This is a genomic window from Micromonospora nigra, assembly GCF_900091585.1.
In the GTDB taxonomy this organism is placed as follows: domain Bacteria; phylum Actinomycetota; class Actinomycetes; order Mycobacteriales; family Micromonosporaceae; genus Micromonospora; species Micromonospora nigra.
Genome location: NZ_FMHT01000003.1, coordinates 5,610,689 through 5,628,237 on the forward strand (window position 1 = coordinate 5,610,689; position 17,549 = coordinate 5,628,237).

The following is a 17,549-nucleotide window of genomic DNA, read 5'->3' on the forward strand; positions in this document are numbered from 1 at the left end:
GTGGTCACAGTCGGCCGGCCCGCCGCTGCGCGGTGAGCAGCCAGAGCAGGTATCCACCGCCCAGCACCCCGGTCACCACGCCGACGGGCAGCGCGGCGGGGAAGGCCCGCTGGGCGAGCTGGTCGGCGGCGACCAGCAGCACCGCGCCGACCGCCGCCGAGGGCAGCAGGTTCGGTCCCGGCGCGCGGGTCAGCCGCCGGGCCAGGTGGGGGGCGGTGAGCGCGACGAACGACACCGGGCCGGCGGCAGCCGCCGCGAGGGAGACCAGCACCACCGCCGCGGCGAGCAGCGTCGTACGCAGCCGGTGCACGGGTACGCCGAGGGCGCTGGCCGCGTCGTCGCCGAGTTCGGTGGTGCGCAGCGCCGGCCCGCAGGCCAGCAGCAGCGGCACGGCCCCGGCGAGGGCGGCCAGCACCGGCAGTGCGTCTGACCAGCCCCGACCGTCGAGGCTGCCGGTGAGCCACAGCACGGCTCGGGCCGCGTCCATCAGTTGGGCGCGGGTCAGCAGGTAGCCGTTGACGCCGGTGAGGATCGCCGCCACGCCGATGCCGACGAGCACCAGGCGGTGCCCGTGCACCCCCCGCCGCCAGGCGACGAGGTGGATGAGCAGGCCGGTGGCCAGTCCGCCGGTGGTCGCGGCGGCGGCCAGGGCGGCACTGCCACCGCCGGCGACCACCACCAGCAGCGCGCCGGTCGAGGCCCCCTGGGTGAAGCCCAGCACGTCCGGGCTGCCCAGCGGATTGCGGACCAGGGACTGGAACACCGCGCCGGCCAGCCCCAGCGCCGTGCCGACGCCGAGCGCGGTGGCGAGCCGGGGCAGGCGCAGTTCGATGACGATGAACTCCTCGGCCGGTGTGCCGCCGCCGGTCAGGGTGCGCAGCACGTCGGCGGGGCCCATCGGGTGGTCGCCGTGGCCGATGGCGAGCACGCCCAGGGCGAGGGCCAGCAGGACGCAGCCGACGCCCACGCCGACGGTACGGGGATGCAGGCGGGCGGAGAGGCCGCCCGGGGCGCGTACGACGATCACGGGCGGGCCACCCGGGTGCGGGTCACCAGGAACAGGAACAGCGGCCCGCCCAGCACCGCGGTCACGATGCCGACCTGGAGTTCGCCCGGCCGGCCGAGGACCCGCCCGACGACGTCGGAGCCGAGCAGCAGCACCGGCCCGAGCAACGCGCAGTAGGGCAGCAGCCAGCGCAGGTCGGGTCCGGTGACGGCGCGGACCAGGTGCGGCACGAGCAGCCCGACGAAGACGATCGGCCCACAGGCGGCGGTGGCGGCCCCGCAGAGCAGGGTGATCGCGGTGATCACCGCGACCCGGACGAGCGCGGGGCGGGCGCCCAGCGCCCGGGCGGCGTCGTCGCCGAGGGCGAGCGCGTTGAGGGCGCGCGCGGCGGCCAGGGCGATCAGCAGTCCGGCCCCGATGAACGGCAGCACCCGCCGGACGGTGTCCAGGTCGGCGGAGGCGAGGGAGCCGACGGTCCAGAACCGCAGCCGTTCCAGGGAGGCGGCGTCGAGCAGCATCACCGCGCTGACGTAGGAGTAGAGGGCGGCGTTGAGGGCCGCGCCGGCCAGGGCCAGGCGGGCGGGAGTGGCGGCGCGTCCACCGCCGACGGCGTAGACGGCGGCGGTGACGACGGCCGCGCCGAGCAGCGCGAACCAGACCTGCGCCGGGCCGCCGCCGAGGCCGAAGAGGACGGCGGCGGTGGCGATGGCGGCGGAGGCGCCCGCGTTGATGCCGAGCAGGCCGGGGTCGGCGAGCGGGTTGCGGGTCAGCGCCTGCATGGCCGCGCCGGCCACCCCGAGGGCGAGGCCGGCGAGCAGGCCGAGCAGCGTACGGGGCAGCCGCATCTGGCGTACCACGGCGTACTCGGCGGAGTCGGGGTTGGTCAGCCCCTGCCACACCTCGGTGAGCGGGAGCGGTTTCGCGCCGACGGTGACGCTGGCCACCACCACGGTGGCGAGCGCCACCGTGGCGACGGCCAGCCCGCCGGCACGCAGGGCGACGCGGCGTGGCGGGGCCGGGGTGGTCGGCGCGGCACCGGGTGGTGCCTCGATGACGGACAGTGTGACTCCCGTGTGGTGCGAAACGCCGGACAGGGCTTGACAGTCACTTAGGTTAGGTTAACCTAACCGCGACTGTCCATCGTCCTCCCGACCCTGATCGAAAGACGACACCATGCCTGAACCCGTCTCCGCCCGCCGCCTCTCCCGCCGCGGGTTGCTCGCCGCCGGCGGCGCCGCCACCCTGGCCGCACTGCTGGCCGGCTGCGGCCGGGACGAGCCCGCGCAGACCGGCACCGGCAACGGCTCCGGCACCTGGTCGTTCACCGACGACCGCGGCGACACGGTGACCGCCCCCGCCCGCCCGACCCGGGTGGTCGCCTTCACCGGCTCCGCCGCCGCGCTGGTCGACTTCGGCCTCAGCAGCCAGATCGTGGGTGTCTTCGGCGAGACCAGACGCGCCGACGGCAGCACCGATCCGCAGGCCGGCGACCTCGACGTCGAGTCCGTGGAGATCCTCGGCAACGTCTGGGGCGAGTTCAGCGTCGAGAAGTACGCCACCCTGAACCCCGAACTGCTCGTCACCCACATGTACGACCCCGGTGCCCACTGGTACGTCCCCGACGAGAGCAAGGACAAGATCCTGCCGCTCGCCCCGGTCGTGACGGTCACCACCGCCCGGGTGCCGATGACCACGCCGATCGAGGGCTACGCCACCCTCGCCGAAGCCCTCGGCGCCGACCTGTCGGCGGCGAAGGTCACCGAGGCGAAGGCCCGCTTCGAGGCCGCCGCGGAGGCGGTGCGCCAGGCGGTCAAGGCCAACCCCGGCATCAAGGTGATGGCGGCGTCCGGCAGCGCCGACCTGTTCTACGTGTCCAACCCGAAGGTCAGCACCGACCTGATGTACTTCGCCGAACTCGGCGTCGACATCGTGGTGCCCACCAAGCTGGAGGCCGGCGACTACTTCGAGGCGCTGAGCTGGGAGAACGCGGGCAAGTTCCCGGCCGACCTGATCCTGCTCGACAACCGCAGCACCGCCCTGCAACCCGCCGACCTCGCCGCCAAGCCCACCTGGGCGCAACTGCCCGCCGTCCGGGCCGGCCAGGTCACCGGCTGGGACGCGGTGCCCCGCTTCTCGTACGCCGGTGCCGCCCCGCTGCTGGAGAACCTGGCCAGGGCCATCCAGGGCGCGAAGAAGCTCACCTGACGCCTACGGGTCCGCCCCCGGCACCCGCCTTTCCCGCCCCGCAGCACGGACCCGCGGCGCACCGCGCCGACGGGCGGTACCCGGCTGCCCGCACACCGATCCGCCAAGCGTGGAGGAGCCGTCCATGACCCTGCCGGTGCACGCCGCCGAACCGACGCCGACCCGGGTGGGCGCCGACGCCACACCCGCCCGGGCGCACCTGCTGCACGACGGCACCGTCGAGGACTACCGCCGCGCCGTCGCCGCCGGCGTCGACCGGGTGGCCCGCCGGGTGGCCGAGGTGGACGGGCCGTTCACCGGCGTACGCCCCGCCGACCTGGCCCCCGTGGTCGACGCCATCGACCTGGACCGGCCGCTGGGGGACACCACCGCCGCCCTCGACGAACTGGAGGACGTCTACCTGCGCGACGCGGTCTGGTTCCACCACCCCCGCTACCTGGCCCACCTGAACTGTCCGGTGGTCATCCCGGCGCTGCTCGGCGAGGCGGTGCTCAGCGCCGTCAACTCCTCCCTGGACACCTGGGACCAGAGCGCCGGCGGCACGCTCATCGAACGGCGGCTCGTCGACTGGACGGCCGCGCGCATCGGTCTCGGCCCGGCCGCCGACGGCGTCTTCACCAGCGGTGGCACCCAGTCCAACCTGCACGCCCTGCTGCTCGCCCGGGAGGAGGCCCTCGCCGGCGCGGACCCCGCCGACCGTCGGATGCTGCTGCCCCAGCTGCGGATCATCGCCTCGGCGGCCGGCCACTTCAGCGTGCAGAAGGCCGCCAAACTGCTCGGTCTCGCCCCCGACGCGGTCGTCACCGTGGAGACCGGCCCCGACCGGCGGATGCGCCCCGGCGCGGTCCGCCACGAGATCACCCGCTGCCGGCGCGCCGGGCTGCGGGTGATGGCGGTGGTCGCCACCGCCGGCACCACCGACTTCGGCACCATCGACCCGCTCGACGGCATCGGCGAGGTGTGCGCCGACACCGGCGTCTGGCTGCACGTCGACGCCGCGTACGGCTGCGGACTGCTGGTGTCGCCGACCCGCCGGCACCTGCTCGACGGCATCGAGCGGGCCGACTCGGTCACCGTCGACTTCCACAAGTCCTTCTTCCAGCCCGTCAGCTCCAGCGCGCTGGTCGTGCGCGACCGCCGGGTGCTGCGGCACGCCACCTGGCACGCCGACTACCTCAACCCGGCCCGCGCCGTCGCCGAGCGCATCCCCAACCAGGTCGACAAGAGCCTCCAGACCACCCGGCGCTTCGACGCCCTCAAGCTGTGGCTCACGCTGCGGATCATGGGCCCCGACGCGGTCGGCGCGCTGTTCGACGAGGTCTGTGACCGGGCCGACGAGGCATGGGACCTGGTCGCCGCCGATCCCCGCTTCGAGGTGGCGACCCGCTCGCCGCTGAGCACGGTGGTGTTCCGCTGGGTGCCCGCCGGAGCCGGCCGGGAACTGGCCGACCAGGCGAACCTGCACGCCCGCGCGGCGCTGGCCGCCTCCGGGCTCGCGGTGGTCGCCGGCACCCGGGTCGACGGTCGGCAGCACCTCAAGTTCACCCTGCTCAACCCCGCCACCACCCGGGACGACGTCGCCGCGGTGCTGGACCTGATCGCCGAGCACGCCGGCCGGTACGTGCACGACCACGCCGCCGCGCTGCCGGTGCCGGCCTCAGCCGCCGGCCTGACCTGCCCGGTCGGCTGACCGTGTCACCCGTCAACGCCAGCCTGGAGGGCCGGATGTCCACGTACGACTACATCGGGATCGGCCTCGGGCCGTACAACCTCGGCCTGGCCTGCCTGACCGCGCCGATCGCCGACCTCGACGGGCTGTTCCTGGAGGCCCGCGCCGACGTCAGCTGGCATCCCGGCATGCTGCTGGAATCCGCCCGCCTCCAGACGCCGTTCCTCGCCGACCTGGTCACCCTCGCCGATCCGACCTCGCCGTTCTCCTTCCTCAGCTACCTCAAGGAGACCGGCCGCCTCTACCCGTTCTACATCCGGGAGAACTTCTTCCCGCTGCGCCTGGAGTACGACGCATACTGCCGCTGGGCCGCGGCGAAGCTACCCCACCTGCGCTTCGGCCACACGGTGACCTCCGTCGGGTACGACGAGACCGACGCGCTTTACACGGTCACCGCGACCACCGACGGCGGCACCGTCACCCACCGGGCCCGACACCTGGTGCTCGGCACCGGCACCCCGCCGCACGTCCCCGCCTCCTGCGCGGGCCTGGCCGGCGACGTGGTGCACAACTCCCGCTACCTCGAGCGGCGGGCGGCGTTGACGGCCAAGCGCAGCATCACCGTGATCGGCAGTGGACAGAGCGCCGCCGAGATCTACCACGACCTGCTCGGCGCGATCGACAGCCACGACTACCAGCTGAACTGGGTGACCCGGTCGCCGCGCTTCTTCCCGCTGGAATACACCAAGCTGACGCTGGAGATGACCTCGCCGGACTACGTGGACTACTTCCACGCCCTGCCGGAGGACACCCGCTACCGCCTGGAGGCCGAGCAGAAGGCCCTGTTCAAGGGCATCAGCGCCGAGCTGGTCAACGACATCTTCGACCTGCTCTACGCCCGCAGCGTGCCCGGCCCGGTGCGGACCCGCCTGATGACCAACACCGAGCTGACCTCCGCCCGGTACGACGCGGCCACCGGCAGCTACACCCTCGGCCTGCGGCACGTCGAGCAGGGTCGCGACTTCACCCTCGACACCGAGGGGCTGGTGCTGGCCACCGGCTACCAGCAGCGGACCCCGGCGTTCCTGGAACCGGTGCGCGACCGGCTGCGCTTCGACGGTCACGGCCGCCTCGACGTGGCCCGCAACTACAGCGTCGACCGCACCGGCCGGGAGGTCTTCCTCCAGAACGGCGGCACCCACACCCACAGCGTCACCTCGCCCGACCTGGGCATGGGCCCGTACCGCAACTCCTGGATCATCCGGGAGATCACCGGCCGGGAGCACTACCCGATCGAGAAGTCCATCGCCTTCCAGGAGTTCGGCGCCCCCGCCGGGGTCGCCTCGTGACCGAGGTCGTCTACACCCGCGTCGACGACCGGCTCGGCGGGTTCGCCCTGCGCACCCTCGACCCGGACGCCGACGCCGTGTTGCTGCACCGCTGGGTCACCCACCCGCGGGCGAGGTTCTGGCTGATGCAGGACGCCGACGTGGCGGGCGTGGCCGCCGAGTACCGCCGCATCGCCGGGCACCCGCACCACGATGCTTTCGTCGGCCTGTGGCGCGGCGAACCCGCGTTCCTCGCCGAACGGTACGACCCGGCACGTGTCGAACTGACCGGCCTGTACGACGCGCGGCCCGGCGACGTCGGCATGCACTTCCTCTGCGCACCCGCCGACATTCCCGTGCACGGCTTCAGCCGCGCGGTGATCACCACCGTGCTGGCGTGGCTGTTCGCCGACGGGGCCACCCGCCGGGTGGTCGTCGAACCGGACGTGCGCAACACCGCCGTGCACGCCCTCAACGCCGCCGTCGGCTTCGAGGTGGTCGGGCCCGTCGCCAAGCCCGAGAAGACCGCCCTGCTCAGCATCTGCACCCGCGAGCGGTTCCACACCGCCACCGGCAGCACCGAAGGAGTACCGGCATGAACCCCCGCGACGTGGTCGGCCACCTGCGCCCGCAGACCTGGGAGCGGGCCAACCGGATGCTGGTCCGCAAGGCCCTGGCCGAGTTCGCCCACGAGCGCCTCGTCGTGCCCGAACCGGCCGGTGCCGGCGAGGGGCGCCTCTGGTACGCCGTCCGCAGCGACGACGGCACGGTCGAGTACCGCTTCGCCGCCCGCCTGTACGCCCTGGAGCACTGGCAGATCGACCCGGACAGCATCACCCGTCACCGCGACGGTGCGGACCTGCCGCTCGACGCCGTGGACCTGGTGCTGGAGCTGCGCGCCTCGCTCGGGCTCGGCGACCGCGTCCTGCCCGTCTACCTCGAGGAGATCAGCTCCACCCTGGCCGGTGCGGCGTTCAAGCTGGACCGTCCGCAGCCGACGTCGGCGCAGCTGGCGACGGCGGACTTCCAGACGGTCGAGACCTCCATGACCGAGGGGCATCCCTGCTTCGTGGCCAACAACGGCCGGCTCGGCTTCGGGGTCGACGAGTACCGGGCGTACGCCCCGGAGGCCGGCCGGCCGGTACGGCTGATCTGGCTCGCCGCGCACCGCGACCACGCCGCGTTCACCAGCTCCGCCGGCCTCGACGAGGACGCCCTGCTGCGGGCCGAGCTGGGGGAGCGGACCCTGGCCGGGTTCGCCGCCGTGCTCGCCGAGCTGGGTCTCGACCTGGCCGACCACCACCTCATCCCCGTGCACCCGTGGCAGTGGTGGAACAAGCTGTCCGTCACGTTCGCCGGCGAGGTGGCCCGCCGGCACCTGGTCTGCCTGGGCGAGGGGCCCGACGAGTACCTGGCCCAGCAGTCCATCCGCACCTTCTTCAACACCAGCCACCCCGAGCGCGACTACGTCAAGACCGCCCTGTCCGTGCTGAACATGGGCTTCATGCGGGGGCTGTCGGCGGCGTACATGGCGGCCACCCCCGCCATCAACGACTGGCTGGCCGCGCTGATCGACGGCGACGAGGTGTTCGCGGGCACCGGGCTGACCATCCTGCGGGAGCGGGCCGCCGTCGGTTACCGGCACCGGCAGTACGAGCGGGCCACCGACCGGTACTCCCCGTACCGCAAGATGCTGGCCGCCCTGTGGCGGGAGAGTCCGGTGCCGCGCCTGGCGCCCGGCGAGCGGCTGGCCACCATGGCCTCGCTGCTGCACACCGACGGGGAGGGGCGGTCGCTGGCCGCCGCGCTGGTCGCCGACTCGGGGCTGCCCGCTGCCGAGTGGCTGCGCCGCTACCTGCACGCCTACCTCACCCCGCTGCTGCACGCCTTCTACGCCTACGACCTCGCCTTCATGCCGCACGGGGAGAACGTCATCCTGGTGCTGCGCGACGGGGCGGTGCAGCGGGCGATCTTCAAGGACATCGCCGAGGAGATCGTGGTGATGAGCGCCGACGCGCCGCTGCCGGCGGCCGTCGAGCGGATCCGCGCCGACGTGCCGGAGGACATCAAGCTGTTGAGCATCTTCACCGACGTGTTCGACTGCTTCTTCCGCTTCCTCGGCCCGCTGCTGGCCGCCGACGGCGTGTGCGACGAGGAGACGTTCTGGCGGGCCGTCGCCGACTGTGCCACCGACTACGCCGACCGGGTGCCGCACCTGGCCGACCGGCTGGCCCGCTACGACCTGTTCGCCCCCCGGTTCGCGCTGTCCTGCCTCAACCGCCTCCAGTTGCGCGACAACCAGCAGATGGTCGACCTGGCCGACCCGTCGGCGGCCCTGCAACTCGTCGGCGACCTGCCCAACCCGATCGCCGCGTACGCCCCCGACCGGCCGTCGCCGGCCGTCAGGGCCTGATGCGACGGCCGGCCGTCGGACAGCGGTCGTATCAGGCGACGTGCGCGGCGGCGCTGCGGCCGGCGGTGCGACCGGAGAACAGGCAGCCGCCGAGGAAGGTTCCCTCCAGGGCGTTGTAGCCGTGCATGCCGCCGCCGCCGAACCCGGCGACCTCGCCGGCGGCGTACAGGCCGGGCACGGGCCCGCCGTCGGCGGACAGCACCCGGCCGTCGAGGTCGGTGTGCAGGCCGCCGAGGGTCTTGCGGGTGAGCACGTTCAGCCGCACGGCGATCAGCGGGCCGGCCGCCGGGTCGAGCAGCCGGTGCGGGCCGGCGACCCGGATCAACCTGTCGCCCCGGTACGCGCGGGCCCCCCGTAGCGCGGTGACCTGGGCGTCCTTGCCGAACGGGTTCGTCATCTCCCGGTCCCGCCGTTCGATCAGCTCGCGCAGCGCGACCTCGTCGACGGCGGGCACCCCGGGGTCGCCGATCGCGTTCATGCCGCGTACCAGTTCGCCGAGGTCGTCGGCGACGACGAAGTCCTCGCCGTTTCGCTTGAACGCCTCGACCGGGCCGGGCGCGCCCCTGCCGATCCGCTTCAGCAGCAGCCGCAGGTCCTTGCCCGTCAGGTCGGGGTTCTGCTCCGAGCCCGACAGGGCGAACTCCTTCTCGATGATCCGCTGGGTCAGCACGAACCACGAGTAGTCGTAGCCGGTGCTGCGCAGGTGTCCCAGCGTGCCGAGGGTGTCGAAGCCGGGGAAGTAGGGGGCGGGCAGCCGTCGGCCGGTGGCGTCGAGCCACAGCGAGGACGGGCCCGGCAGGATGCGGATGCCGTGGTTGTCCCAGATCGGAGCCCAGTTGCGCAGGCCCTCGGTGTAGTGCCACATCCGGTCCGGGTTGATGATCGCGCCGCCGGCCGCAGCGGTGATCTCCAGCATCCGCCCGTCCACGTGGGCGGGTACGCCCGACACCATCCGCTTCGGCGGCTCGCCCAGCCGCGCCGGCCACGCCCGGCGGACGAGGTCGTGGTTGCCGCCGATGCCGCCGGAGGTGACCAGCACGGCCTGCGCGGCGTACGCGAACTCGCCCACCTCGACCCGCGACGACGGCCGGCCCCGCTCGACCGGCGACGGCTCCAGCACGGCGCCGCGTACCCCGGTCACCGCGCCCTCGTGGGTCAGCAGCGAGTCGACGCGGTGTCGGAAGCGGAACACGATGCGGCCGGCCGCCGCGTGGGCGCGGACCCGGCGCTCGAACGGCGCGAGCACCCCGGGACCGGTGCCCCAGGTGAGGTGGAACCGGGGTACGGAGTTGCCGTGGCCGTCGGCCCGGCCGTCGCCGCGCTCGGCCCAGCCGACGACGGGGAAGATGCGGTGGCCCATCTCGCGCAGCCAGGCCCGCTTCTCCCCGGCGGCGAAGTGCACGTACGCCTCGGCCCAGCGGCGCGGCCAGTGGTCCTCGGGCCGGTCGAACTGCGCCGAGCCGAACCAGTCCTGCAGGGCCAGGTCGACGGAGTCCCGGACGCCCATCCGGCGCTGCTCCGGGCTGTCGACCATGAACAGCCCGCCCAGCGACCAGAACGCCTGCCCGCCCAGGGACTGTTCGCCCTCCTGGTCGAGCAGCAGCACCCGCCTCCCGGCGTCGGCCAGCTCGGCGGCGGCGACCAGCCCGGCCAGCCCGGCTCCCACGACGAGGGCGTCGGCGTCCATCAGGCGCTCCCTTCCCGCGCGGCGTGCGCGGCGACACGGATGATCCGCCCCAGGCTCCCTGCTGCTGACAACCATGGCAACGCCGCTGCGCAGGCGGCGCGCACTAGGCTTGTCAGCAGGTGACAACGGGAGGTGGCGGGCGTGGCCACGGTGGCGGGCGGGTCGACGCGACGCGTGGTGCGTCGGGCGGTCGTCGCCGACATGCCGGCCACCGTCGACCGGGTCCTCGCTGCGGTGACCGGGCAGATCCCGGCGTACCGGGCGCTCGACCCCACGCAGCTCGCGGAGGTCGCCGCCATCGCCCGCTGGGCCGTCGCCCGGATCCTCGACCTGTGGGTGCACGACGAGGCCCTCGACGCCGCCGACCTCGAACGGTTCTCCGGAATCGGTGCCGCCCGGGCCGTGGACGGTCGGCCCCTGCCGGTGGTCCTGCGCGCCTACCGGGTGGCCGCCGCCGACGTCATCGACCTGGTGGTGGAACACGGGCGCGGCCGGCTCACCGTGACCGACGTGCTGGCGCTGACCAGGCTCTGGCTGGCCAGCGTCGACGCGTTGTCCGAGGCCCTCCACACCGGCTACACGGCCGCCACCCGGCGCCTGACCGGCGATCACCGGCGAGCCCTGGCCGACCTGCTCGACGACCTGCTCGACGGGCGGCAGACGTCGCCGGCCGCGCTCGCCGAACGGTGCCGGGCCCTGGTGGTGACGCTGCCGGCCCGCCCGGCCCTGCTGGTGATCGAGGCGACCTCGCCCCTGACCGCCCTCACTCCGGCCGGTCTGGCGCAGGTGGCCGTGGCCGTCGTCGGCCCCGAACCGCCGGAGACGGTACTGACCGGGCTGCGGGGTGCCCGCGGGGTGGTCGTGGCTGCGGCGGTCTGCGCTGATCGGGCCGCGGCGGCCCTGGCCGAACGCCGGTGGCGGGGCTGCCTGGTCCTGCCGCGTACGCCCGCCGACACCGCACGGGCGTACCGGCTGGCGAGCGGCGCCCTGGCGTCGGCACCCGAGCGGGCCTTCGCCGACCGGGTGCTGCTGCGGGAGGGCGACGCCCAGGTGCTCGCGCTGCTGACCGGCCGGCCCGGTGCCGACCCGGAGCTGACCGGACGCGCCGTGCTGGGCCCGGTCGCCGGGTCGGACCACCCGCACCTGGTCGACGGCCTCGACGCCTACCTGCGCACCGGCTCGGCCGCCGAGGCCGCGCAGGAACTGGGCGTACACCCGCAGACCATGCGCTACCGGCTGCGCCGGCTGGCCGAGCTGACCGGTCGGGACCCGCGTCGCCCGTGGGACCGCTTCGTGCTGGAGGTCGCGCAGACCGCCACCCGTGGTTCGCGATCCTGACGGCCGGGCGGGTGCGACCCTGACGCCGGGTGAGCGCGATCCTGACCGCCGCGCGGGCGCGATGCCGACCCCGGGTGAGCGCGATCCTGCCCGGGCGGCCGGCGCTGTCGGCCTCGGTGCCGGCCGGTGCGGGGTCCGCCGTCGCCGGCCGCGCACCTCCTCCACGCCGGACGTTGCCGCTGCGGCGGCGGCTGCCTACACTGGCGCGGGCAAGCGCTTTCCCGGCGATGGGTCACCCGCCGGGTCCGTCGACAGCAGGGTGGTGGGATGCGGGTCGTGATCGCGCCGGATTCCTTCAAGGGCAGCCTGTCCGCCGAGCGGGTCGCCGAGGCCCTGGCGGTGGGCTGGGGAAGGGAGCGACCGACCGACGACGTCCGCACCGTCCCCCTCGCCGACGGGGGAGAGGGCACCTGTGCGGTCCTCGCCGCCGCGCACCCGGACGCACTGTCGTGCCCGGTCACCGTCACCGGCCCCGACGGTCGTCCCGTGCGCGCCGCCTGGCTGCTGCTCCCCGACGGCACCGCCGTGGTGGAACTCGCCGCCGCCAGTGGGCTGCCGCTCATGGCCCGGCCCGACGCGCTCGCCGCCACCACCCGTGGCACCGGCGAGTTGATCGCCGCCGCACTCGCCCACCCCGACACCCGGAGACTCCTGGTCGCCCTCGGCGGGTCGGCCAGCACCGACGGCGGCGCGGGCGCGTTGCAGGCGCTCGGCGTGCGCCTGCGCGACGCCGACGGGCGTGATCTGCCGCCCGGTGGCGGTCACCTGCGCCGGCTGGCCGAGGTGGACCTCGCCGGCCTGCCGCCGCTCCCACCCGACGGCGCGGCCTGCCTGGTCGACGTGACCGCGCCGTTGCTCGGCCCGAGCGGGGCCGCCAGCCAGTTCGGGCCGCAGAAGGGCGCCACCCCCGACCAGGTCGGGCAGTTGGACACCGGGCTGCGGCGCCTCGCCGAGGTGCTGGGCGCGTCGCCCGACCGGCCGGGCGCGGGTGCGGCCGGCGGTACCGGCTACGGCCTCGCCGCCGCCTGGGGCGCCACCCTCGTCCCCGGTGCACCCACCGTCGCCGACGCCGCCGGGCTCCCGGCGGCCCTGTCGGCGGCCGACCTGGTGGTCACCGGCGAGGGACGGTTCGACGCCCAGTCCGGTCAGGGGAAGATCGTCGGGTACGTGCTCCGCGCGGCGGCCGACCACGGCGTCGACGCCCACCTGGTGGCCGGGCAGGTCGCGGCGCGGCTGCCGGTGCCGGTGGTCGAGTCGGTCGACCTGTCGGTGCTGGCCGGCAGCACCGAGGCGGCCATCGGGCGGGCCGGGCACTGGCTGACCGAGGCCGGCCGGCGCCTGGCCGGGCAGGTGCGGTGGCCGCTCGACGCGACCCCGGCACGCTAGGTCTCCGCTACGCCGGTGGTGGGCCGGTGCTGTCGCGGCGCACGAGGCTGGCGGCGAGGGCCTCGACCCGGGGGGCGGCGGCGCCCGCGTCCAGTGCGAGGGCCATCGCCCGGGCCCCCATCTCCACCAGCGACAACCGCACGGTGGTGAGCGGGGGCGTCACGTCCCGTGCGATCGGCATGTCGTCGAAGCCGACCACCGAGATCCGGCCCGGCACGTCGATGCCCCGGCCGCGCAGCATGCCCAGCGCCCCGATGGCCATGGAGTCGTTGAGGGCCACGAGGGCGGTCAGCCCCGGCTCGGCGTCCACCAGCGCGGCGGCGGCCTCGGCTCCGGAGTCGCGGTCGAAGCCGGCGTAGCGGATGCGGTCGTCGGGCAACAGCCGCCCGGTGGCACGGAGTCCCTCGCGGAGCCCGGCCAGCCGGTCGGTGGTCGTGGTCAGCACTTTCGGACCCGCGACCACCCCGATCTCCCGGTGACCGAGCGCACCCAGTTCCGCCCCGACGAGCCGGCCGCCGCCCCGGTTGTCGGGCATGACCGCGTCGCCGGAGTGCTCGTGTCGGCCGATCACCGCGACACGCCCGCCGGTGGCCTCGTAGGCGGCGAGCTTGTCGTTGAGCAGCGCGGTGAAGGTGGGGTCGTGGTAACCGGAGCCGGCCATGATGATCGCGGCGACCTGGTGACCGCGCAGCAGCTCGACGTACTCCAGCTCGCGGTCCGGGTCGCGGTAGCTGTTGCAGATCATCAGCAGCCGGCCCTGGTCGCTGGCGACCCGTTGCAGCCCCCGGGTGACCTCCGAGAAGTACGGGTCGGAGACGTCGTGGACGATGACGCCGACGGCGGTGCGGTGCGAACGGGCGAGCAGTTGCGCGTGGGCGTTGGGCACGTACTTCAACTCGGCGACGGCGCGCAGCACGCGTTCGCGGAGCTGGTCGGTGACCGGCTTGCTGCTGCCGTTGATCACGCGTGACGCCGTCGCGGGGGAGACCCCCGCCCGTCGCGCCACATCGGACAGGGTTGCCACAGCCTGCCGTCCCCTCGCACGTTCCGCCGGCCCGCCGCCGTGCCTGCCGGCGACGGTACGACCCGCCGTCGTACCGGCCAGCGACACCGTACCGCAGCGGAACGTGATTCCCGGGCCCGTGCCGGGGTGCTGCCGCAGGGTGGTGAATCACGCTCGGGCAAGCCCTTGCCCGACGTGGGGCCGGACGCCTACGCTGCCAGGAAAGCGCTTACCTAGCGGTGGCGGACAACGGAAGGATCCCCATGACCCGCAGGTCGATCGGCATCATCGTCAACGGCGTCACCGGCCGGATGGGCTACTGGCAGCACCTGGTGCGTTCGCTGCTGGCCATCCGTGAAGCCGGTGGCGTACCGCTGGCCGACGGCACCACCATCTGGCCGCACCTCGTCCTCGTCGGCCGGAGCGAGCCGAAGCTCCGTCAGATCGCCGAACGCCACGGCCTCGACGACTGGACCACCGACCTGACCGCGGCCCTGGCCCGCGACGACGTGCAGGTCTACTTCGACGCCCAGGTCACCCAGCAGCGGGAGAAGGCGATCCGCCAGGCCATCGACGCCGGCAAGCACATCTACACGGAGAAGCCGCTCGCCGAGGACACCGAGGCCGCCCTCGACCTCGCGCGGGCCGCCCGCGCCGCCGGCGTCCGCACCGGCGTGGTGCAGGACAAGCTGTTCCTGCCGGGGCTGCGCAAGCTCAAGCGGCTGCTCGACGGTGGCTTCTTCGGCCGGGTGCTGTCCGTGCGCGGCGAGTTCGGCTACTGGGTCTTCGAGGGTGACTGGCAGCCCGCCCAGCGTCCCTCATGGAACTACCGGGCCGAGGACGGCGGCGGCATCGTGGTCGACATGTTCCCGCACTGGCACTACGTGCTGGAGGAGCTGTTCGGCGCGGTGCGCTCCGTGTCCTGCGTGACCGCCACCCACGTGCCCCGGCGGGTCGACGAGTCCGGCCGGCCCTACCCCGCCACCGCCGACGACGCCGCCTACGGCGTGTTCGAGCTGGAGGGCGGGGTGATCGCCCAGCTCAACTCCTCCTGGTGCGTACGCGTGCACCGCGACGAACTGGTCGAGTTCCAGGTCGACGGCACCGAGGGCAGCGCCGTCGCCGGCCTGCGCCGCTGCCGCGTGCAGCACCGCGCGGTCACGCCCAAGCCGGTGTGGAACCCCGACCTGCCGGCCACGGAGGACTTCCGCGCCCAGTGGACCGACGTGCCCGACAACGAGGAGTTCGACAACGGGTTCAAGGTGCAGTGGGAGGCGTTCCTGCGGCACGTCGTGGCCGGCGAGCCCTTCCCGTGGGACTTCCTGGCCGGCGCCCGGGGCGTGCAGCTCGCCGAGCTGGGGCTCGTGTCGGCCCGGGAGGGTCGCCGGGTCGAGGTGCCGGAGCTGTCGCTGTGAGCGCCGAGGTCACCCTGCCCGGCGGGCGGCGGCTGCGGCTGGCCGGGGGCGTCGGCCACCCACGCCCCGCCGCGCCGGCCACCGGCCGCATCGCGTACGCCGCTGCGCACGTCGTCGCCGACCCGACCGCCGAGAACGTGCCGGGGGCCCCGGCCGTGCTCGACTGGGACCGTACCCTCGCCTTCCGGCACCACCTGTGGTCGTACGGCCTCGGAGTGGCCGAGGCGATGGACACCGCGCAGCGCGGCATGGGCCTGGACCACCGCGCCACCCGCGAGCTGATCCGCCGCAGCGCGGCCGAGGCCCGCGCGGTGGGCGGGCGGATCGTCGCCGGAGTGGCCACCGACCAGCTGCCCGCCGGCCCGGCGACGCTGGCGCAGGTCACCGCCGCCTACCGCGAGCAGTTCGACGACACCGTCGCGGCGGGGGCCCGGCCGGTGCTGATGTGCAGCCGCCACCTGGCCGCCGCCGCCCGCGGCCCGGAGGACTACCTGCGGGTGTACGACGAGCTGCTGTCCGCCTCGGACACGCCCGTGGTGCTGCACTGGCTCGGGCCGATGTTCGACCCGGCGCTGTCGGGCTACTGGGGTTCGACCGACCTCGACCTGGCCGCCGACACCGTGGTCGAGCTGCTCAAGCTCCACGCCGGCAAGGTCGACGGGATCAAGGTGTCCCTGCTCGACGCCGGCCGGGAGATCGCGCTGCGCCGCCGACTGCCCGCCGGGGTGCGCCTCTACACCGGCGACGACTTCCACTATCCGGAGCTGATCCGGGGCGACGAGCAGGGCCACTCCGATGCGCTGCTCGGCGTGTTCGCGGCGATCGCCCCGGCCGCCGCCGCCGCGCTGGCCGCCCTCGACGGGGGCGACCTGGCCGCCTACGACGCGATCTTCGCGCCCACCGTCCCGCTGGCCCGGCACCTGTTCGCCGCGCCCACCTGGAACTACAAGACCGGCATCGTGTTCCTGGCCTGGCTGACCGGCCACCAGGACCACTTCACCATGGTCGGCGGCCTGCAGTCCGGGCGGTCGCCCGCCCACCTGGCCACGCTGCTGACCCTCGCCGAGGCGGCCGGTCTGCTGCCCGACGCCGAGCTGGCCGCCGCCCGCGCCCGGGCGTTGTTCACCGTAGCCGGGGTGCCGCAGTGACCGCCCCGGCCGCCGCCGGTGGGCTGGCGGCGGTCAACGTTCCGGCGGCCCGCCCGCCGGCGGAGGCCCGGACCGCGCTGCGGCGGTTCTCGTTCAACCAGGCCACCGCGAAGCACTGGCCGCTGGCCGAGGTGGTCGCCGGCTGCGTCGCCGCCGGCGTCCCGGGCATCGGGCTGTGGCGGGAGCCGGTCGCCGAGTACGGTCTGGCCCGGTCCGCGGCGCTGGTCCGCGACGCCGGTCTCACGGTCACCTCGCTGTGCCGGGGCGGGTTCTTCACCGCCGACGACTGGCGCGACGAGAACCTGCGGGCGATCGACGAGGCCGCCGCCCTCGGCACCACCGAACTGGTGCTGGTCTCCGGCGGCCTGCCCGCGGGCAGCCGCGACATCGACGGGGCCCGCGCCCGGGTCGCCGACGCGATCGCCGAGCTTGCCCCGCACGCCCGGGCGGCCGGGGTGCGGCTGGCCATCGAGCCGCTGCACCCGATGTTCAGCGCCGACCGCTGCGTGATCGCCACCCTCGGGCAGGCCCTCGACATCGCCGAGCGGTTCGATCCGGGCGTGGTCGGGGTGGTGGTCGACGCGTACCACGTGTGGTGGGACGACACGGTGTACGCGCAGATCGCCCGCGCGGGCGACCGGATCGCCGCGTTCCAGGTCTGCGACTGGGTGACCCCGTTGCCGGAGGGCGTGCTGCTCGGCCGGGCGCTGCCCGGCGAGGGCTGCATCGAGTTGCGTCGGCTGCGGGAGGCCGTCGACGCGGCCGGCTACTCCGGGCCGGTGGAGGTGGAGGTGTTCAACGCCGAGGCGTGGGCGAGACCGGGCCACGAGGTGCTGGCCGCCTCGGTCGACGGCTACCTGCGGCACGTCGTCTGACGGCCGGGCCCCGCACCGGCCCCCCCGCCGGTGCGGGGCCCGGCCAGGCTCCCTGGGGCCGGACCTGCCGGCCCCG

13 protein-coding genes and 1 pseudogene are annotated in these 17,549 nt (G+C 74.6%); 10 read left to right on the forward strand and 4 right to left on the reverse strand.

The annotated features are described in order from the left end of the window. Window positions 1–4: 4 nt before the first annotated feature. Both GA0070616_RS24700 and GA0070616_RS24705 read right to left on the reverse strand, forming a co-directional pair. Window positions 5–1,027 carry a FecCD family ABC transporter permease gene (locus GA0070616_RS24700; RefSeq protein ID WP_091088069.1) on the reverse strand — a complete coding sequence of 341 codons (1,023 nt, stop codon included), beginning with the start codon at window positions 1,025–1,027 and terminating at the stop codon, window positions 5–7. After that, window positions 1,024–2,114 (reverse strand): annotated as a pseudogene (locus tag GA0070616_RS24705) (FecCD family ABC transporter permease). The gene GA0070616_RS24700 and the pseudogene GA0070616_RS24705 overlap by 4 nt, the downstream one beginning before the upstream one ends. A 65-nt stretch (window positions 2,115–2,179) precedes the next feature. On the opposite strand from GA0070616_RS24705, the gene GA0070616_RS24710 reads away from it, so the two are divergent. The 5 genes from GA0070616_RS24710 to GA0070616_RS24730 all read left to right on the forward strand — a co-directional run bounded on the left by GA0070616_RS24710 (window position 2,180) and on the right by GA0070616_RS24730 (window position 8,621). After that, window positions 2,180–3,211: an ABC transporter substrate-binding protein gene (locus GA0070616_RS24710; RefSeq protein ID WP_091088076.1), complete on the forward strand. Its 1,032-nt coding sequence runs from the start codon at window positions 2,180–2,182 to the stop codon at window positions 3,209–3,211. Window positions 3,212–3,335: 124 nt separating this feature from the next. After that, window positions 3,336–4,901 carry a pyridoxal phosphate-dependent decarboxylase family protein gene (locus GA0070616_RS24715; RefSeq protein ID WP_091088079.1) on the forward strand — a complete coding sequence of 522 codons (1,566 nt, stop codon included), beginning with the start codon at window positions 3,336–3,338 and terminating at the stop codon, window positions 4,899–4,901. Between the two features lie 35 nt (window positions 4,902–4,936). After that, complete coding sequence (locus GA0070616_RS24720) at window positions 4,937–6,229, forward strand: lysine N(6)-hydroxylase/L-ornithine N(5)-oxygenase family protein (protein ID WP_091091551.1); 1,293 nt, start codon at window positions 4,937–4,939, stop codon at window positions 6,227–6,229. Continuing rightward, on the forward strand, window positions 6,226–6,807 hold the full coding sequence (locus tag GA0070616_RS24725; RefSeq protein ID WP_091088083.1) for a GNAT family N-acetyltransferase: 582 nt from the start codon (window positions 6,226–6,228) through the stop codon (window positions 6,805–6,807). The genes GA0070616_RS24720 and GA0070616_RS24725 overlap by 4 nt, the downstream gene beginning before the upstream one ends. Beyond that, a complete protein-coding gene (locus tag GA0070616_RS24730) occupies window positions 6,804–8,621 on the forward strand; it encodes an IucA/IucC family protein (RefSeq protein WP_091088086.1) in 1,818 nt (605 codons plus the stop codon). Before GA0070616_RS24725 ends, GA0070616_RS24730 begins: the two co-directional genes overlap by 4 nt. 31 nt (window positions 8,622–8,652) lie before the next feature. Here GA0070616_RS24730 and GA0070616_RS24735 read toward each other — a convergent pair whose 3' ends face one another. Continuing rightward, window positions 8,653–10,308 carry an FAD-binding dehydrogenase gene (locus GA0070616_RS24735; RefSeq protein WP_091088089.1) on the reverse strand — a complete coding sequence of 552 codons (1,656 nt, stop codon included), beginning with the start codon at window positions 10,306–10,308 and terminating at the stop codon, window positions 8,653–8,655. Between the two features lie 141 nt (window positions 10,309–10,449). On the opposite strand from GA0070616_RS24735, the gene GA0070616_RS24740 reads away from it, so the two are divergent. Further along, window positions 10,450–11,646 carry a PucR family transcriptional regulator gene (locus GA0070616_RS24740; RefSeq protein ID WP_091088093.1) on the forward strand — a complete coding sequence of 399 codons (1,197 nt, stop codon included), beginning with the start codon at window positions 10,450–10,452 and terminating at the stop codon, window positions 11,644–11,646. Window positions 11,647–11,913: 267 nt separating this feature from the next. Continuing rightward, window positions 11,914–13,032: a glycerate kinase gene (locus tag GA0070616_RS24745; protein WP_091088096.1), complete on the forward strand. Its 1,119-nt coding sequence runs from the start codon at window positions 11,914–11,916 to the stop codon at window positions 13,030–13,032. A gap of 7 nt (window positions 13,033–13,039) precedes the next feature. Here the strand turns inward: GA0070616_RS24745 and GA0070616_RS24750 are convergent, their stop codons facing one another. Then, window positions 13,040–14,056: a LacI family DNA-binding transcriptional regulator gene (locus tag GA0070616_RS24750; protein WP_091088099.1), complete on the reverse strand. Its 1,017-nt coding sequence runs from the start codon at window positions 14,054–14,056 to the stop codon at window positions 13,040–13,042. A gap of 242 nt (window positions 14,057–14,298) precedes the next feature. Here GA0070616_RS24750 and GA0070616_RS24755 point away from each other — a divergent pair, with 242 nt between their 5' ends. The 3 genes from GA0070616_RS24755 (at window position 14,299) to GA0070616_RS24765 (ending at window position 17,473) form a co-directional block, all read left to right on the forward strand. Then, window positions 14,299–15,450, forward strand: coding sequence for a Gfo/Idh/MocA family protein (locus GA0070616_RS24755; protein ID WP_091088102.1), 1,152 nt, complete (start codon window positions 14,299–14,301; stop codon window positions 15,448–15,450). Further along, window positions 15,447–16,598, forward strand: a complete 1,152-nt coding sequence (locus GA0070616_RS24760; protein ID WP_091088106.1) for a dihydrodipicolinate synthase family protein — start codon at window positions 15,447–15,449, stop codon at window positions 16,596–16,598. Before GA0070616_RS24755 ends, GA0070616_RS24760 begins: the two co-directional genes overlap by 4 nt. Before the next feature lie 77 nt (window positions 16,599–16,675). Further along, on the forward strand, window positions 16,676–17,473 hold the full coding sequence (locus GA0070616_RS24765; protein ID WP_091091554.1) for a sugar phosphate isomerase/epimerase family protein: 798 nt from the start codon (window positions 16,676–16,678) through the stop codon (window positions 17,471–17,473). Window positions 17,474–17,549 lie beyond the last annotated feature (76 nt).